A 3212-nucleotide genomic window follows, 5' to 3' on the forward strand; every position below is an offset into this window, starting at 1 on the left:
CCCGTCCGGCCGGGGCGGGGGCGGCCTGCACCGCGCAGGGCAGCGGCGGACCGCCCTGGCTCTCGCGAAACAGGAGGTCGACCACCTTCGGGAAGAGGCCGTCGTAGCGGTTGACCACCTCGAGATAGGGGCGCTGGCGCTTGAGCCGCTGCAGGGTCAGGGCGTAGCCGAACACCGTGCTCTCGCTCGGCATCCAGGCCACGGCGCGCTGGAACCACTCCAGGGCGGCGTCGAACTGGCAGGAATTGTATGCGTACCAGGCGAGCCCCTGCGCGCCCTCGCCGGAGGCGGTGGCGTTGACGACCCGGGCGTAGCGCTCGATCCGGACCGGCTCGATGAAGGGCGGGTTCGCCAGCGTCAGCTTGCGCTCGAGGAGGTCGATGAACAGCAATTCGTTGCCGACGAAGCGTTCGCGCCACGCATAGGCGACCTCCTCGGCCTCGCGCATCATGTTCAGCTCGCGCAGGGTGTGGGCGAGGCCGTGCGCCACCATGGCGTCGCCGCCCCGGGCGATCGCCTGCTTGAACCACTCCAGCGCCTCGCGGAACTGGCGCCGCTTGTAGGCGTACCAGCCGAGGAGGCCGGTCTGGCTCGGCTCCGCGACCTTGCGAGCATAGGCCTGGAAGGCGGTGAGGTCGGCGAGCGTCGGGGTCTGAGCCGGCTCGTCGTGCAGGAAGGCGGCGATCCGGGCCCGGGTGATGTCGAGGCGGATCGGGTCGAACTCGGAATTGCCCGCCGGGTCCTGCCGGCCCATCGCGATCAGGCGCTCGGCCTGCTCCATCTTGATGTGGGCCATCGCCTTCTGGATCGTGGCGAGGCGCGCGCCCGCATCGGCGGCGCCGTCGAGCACGGACTTGTAGAGGTTGAACGCGTCCTCGCTCGCACCGGTGGCGGCGAGGCTGTCGGCGATCGTCCAGATGCTCTCGACGTCGGCGGGGTCGAGGGCGCCCGGGTCGGCGCGGTAGAGGGCGACGACCTCCTCGAGGGTCCTGGTGTCGGAGGCCTTGCCCGCCAGGGCCTGGATGCTCGCGCGGAACTCGGCCCGGCGCAGCTTGCGCCCCAGCTCCTCGGAGGGCTGCCAGGCCGGGTCGAGGGAGTGGCGCGCGGTGATGGCGGCGCGCAGGTCCTGCAGGCGCCCGGCGGTGAACAGGTCCCAGAGCGGCGCCTCCTCGGGCGGGCTCGGCTGCAGGCTGTCGAGGTCCGGGGGCTCGGTCCAGCCCGGATAGAGCCGCTTCAGGCGGGCGATCTCCGCCTTCATCCGGGCGGTCTGCTTCTGCGAGGCGTAGTAGCGCAGCGCGCTCTCGTCGACCATGCCGGGGACGCGGGAGGTCTCGGGATCGACCATGATGGCCGGCGCGCGCGTGCCATCGCCGTAGACGACCCGGGGACCCTGGGCCTCGGGCGGTGGGCCCGCCGCCTGACCCGTCCCCTGGCCTGCTCCTTGGGCGAGGGCCGGCGCGGCCGCGCCGAGGACGAGCGCGGCGAGGAGCGGCAGGATCCGGGGGATCACGATCTCAGGCATGACGGATAGCGCATCCGGACCGCGACCAGCGCGAGGAGGTGGAGCGTCGCGGGATAGTAGTTCTGGCCGTCCTGCACGGTCCGCAGGGATTCCGGAACGGCGGTGCCGTCCTGCGCGCAGGCGACGAGGGCCGGAAGCGCGGTGTAGCCGGGCTCGCTCAGCCATTCGACCGGGCGCCCGTCGCGGGTGTCGACGATCGGCAGTCGCTCGCGGTCGATCCCACCCCACAGGGTCCGGAACGGCGCGTAGTCGGCGGGGCGGCCGACGCCGGCCCAGGCGAGGTAGAGCGGGATGCGGATCGCATTGTAGGAGAAGAGCGGCGGGAAGCCGTCCGCCGGCCGCAACGCGTCGTCCTTGGCGGAGATCCACTCGGTCGGCAAGGCGCTCGGGCCGAAGCGGGACTGGCGCAGAACCTCGACGCCGCTGCGGATAATCGAGGCCCAGTCGTATTCGGGCGCCACGATGCCTAAGCGCTGGAAGGCCGGGAAGACCCAGTAGGAGAGGTTCACCAGCGGCCCGTCGGCGCGGTCGCGGGCGGCGAAGCCGGCGACGGCGGGCAGCACCAGGGGGCCGGGGGCGGCGCGGAACAGGATCGTCTTGCGGCCGAACTCGACCGCGATGCGCCGCGCGGCGGTGCGGTAGGACGGCTCGCCCCAGGCCTCCGCCGCCTCGGTGAGGGCCCAGGCGACCAGGATGTCGCCGTCGGTGGCGTTGTTCATGTCGGCGACCGCCGGGCGCTGGTCCGGCGCCCAGCGCCAAGCCATCAGCTCGTCGGAGCGCACCATCAGGTTGGCGCGGGTCCAGCCCCAGATCCGGTCGAACGTCGCCCGGTCTTTGGCCGCCACCGCCAGGAGCAGGCCGTAGCCCTGGCCCTCGCTGTGGCTGATCAGCCCGTTGGCGGTGTCGACGACGCGGCCCTTCTCGGTCACGAAGCGGGCCCGGTAGGCGCGCCAGCCCGCGTCGTCGCCCAGGCTGCCGGCGAGGGCCGGCCCGGCGGCGCGGCCCGGCGCCTCGGGCGAGGGCTGGGTCGGCACGGCGATGGCGGGGGGCACGGGGGTCGCCTCCTGGGCCTGGGCCACCTCCGGATTCTGCGCGGGCTGCGGCGACTGCACAGCCTGCGGCGCCTGGATGACCTGCTGCGCCTGGATGACCTGCGGTGCTTGGATGACCTGCGGTGCTTGCGCCCGTCCGGGAGCCGCCGGACCGAGGAGCAGGGCCGCCGCGGCGCAGGCCGCGCGCAGGGGCGTCCGGCCGCTCATGAGTTCCTCCGTCCGAGCTGGCGCACCAGGCTCGTCGTGGCCAGGCCGAGACAGAGCGCCATGACGAGCGTCATGGCGACGTAGGCGGCGGGGTTGAGGGAGAGCCAGGCCGCCGAGACCAGCCGCAGGTTCCCGAGGCTGCGCGCCTGGGTCTCGATCAGCCCGACGCGCTTGGGCTGCACGACGCTGAGGCTGCCGTCCGAGGCGTCCAGGAAGGCCGCCTGGCCGACGAGGTTGGTCCAGACCACCGGATCGACGAGGCAGGAGACGGAGGCCTTGAGCATCGAGGGGTTCGGCGCGGTCACCAGGACGGTGCCGTCCTCGAGCCGTCCGCCGGCGCCCTGGGCGATGATCAGCGAGGCGCGGGGATTGAGCGGCACGGCCTCCGGTGCTGGTCCGCCGGCGAACCGGAGGGCGAGGTCGCGGGCTTC

General features: G+C 73.3%; 2 protein-coding genes and 1 pseudogene. All 3 read right to left on the reverse strand.

Annotated features, from left to right (window positions below):
- Nucleotides 1-1522: hypothetical protein (locus VQ02_RS16100; RefSeq protein ID WP_245239752.1), on the reverse strand; the 1522-nt coding region annotated here is incomplete at its 3' end.
- A complete protein-coding gene (locus tag VQ02_RS16105) occupies nt 1507-2781 on the reverse strand; it encodes a family 8 glycosyl hydrolase (protein WP_245239753.1) in 1275 nt (424 codons plus the stop codon). The genes VQ02_RS16100 and VQ02_RS16105, both read right to left, overlap by 16 nt.
- Nucleotides 2778-3212: pseudogene (locus VQ02_RS16110) on the reverse strand (cellulose biosynthesis cyclic di-GMP-binding regulatory protein BcsB); the annotation flags it as partial. The pseudogene VQ02_RS16110 and the gene VQ02_RS16105, both read right to left, overlap by 4 nt.

It is taken from the genome of Methylobacterium variabile (assembly GCF_001043975.1).
Lineage (GTDB): Bacteria > Pseudomonadota > Alphaproteobacteria > Rhizobiales > Beijerinckiaceae > Methylobacterium > Methylobacterium variabile.

Excerpts from the sequence above, each read along its gene's own strand:
- VQ02_RS16105 (WP_245239753.1), bottom strand. The coding sequence starts at position 2,781 with ATGAGCGGCCGGACGCCCCTGCGCGCGGCCTGCGCCGCGGCGGCCCTG.